Raw genomic sequence first — 477 nt, forward strand, 5'->3', positions numbered from 1 at the left:
TCACTGCCGGATGATGCTGGCCCTGATCCAGTGTCGCCAGGCCACCGGCTTGCCAAACCGTCTCCTCATTGGCCGCGGGTGCGGTGGTGGGATCCGGTGCCATCACCTGTGTACTGCTACAACCAGCCAAGCCTGCGAGCAGTAGTACTACCGCCAGCCACTCGATGCGCTGCTTTACATTCAAAACAACCAATCCAGCCATCCTTTCCGCTCTCCTTCTGTGGGTTTACTCACCGTTTGGCAAGGTTTTGGTACCTGTTTGATGGCACTGATCGGCATCGGCATGGAACGCCCGTCACAACCGTCTTCCAGAATCTGTCCATCCGCATCCACTACCACCGATGGCAAACCAGTGGGTAACAGTGGCTCAACACCAGCCTGAGCAAAGGTTTGCTGCCAGATAGGTAATGCCGCTGAGCTGCCCGCCAGCGGCATCGGTTGGTTGTCGTCCCGACCAACCCAGACGACGCCCAGATG

Annotated in this window: 1 protein-coding gene and 1 pseudogene; both read right to left on the minus strand. The window is 58.1% G+C overall.

Annotation, left to right across the window (positions count from 1 at the left end; translation table 11 throughout):
• Positions 1-184: hypothetical protein (locus Q4563_RS15970; RefSeq protein WP_303605172.1), on the minus strand; the 184-nt coding region annotated here is incomplete at its 3' end.
• A pseudogene (locus Q4563_RS15975) lies at positions 181-477 on the minus strand (hypothetical protein); the annotation flags it as partial. The pseudogene Q4563_RS15975 and the gene Q4563_RS15970, both read right to left, overlap by 4 nt.

The sequence above is a fragment of the Gilvimarinus sp. 1_MG-2023 genome (assembly GCF_030548285.1).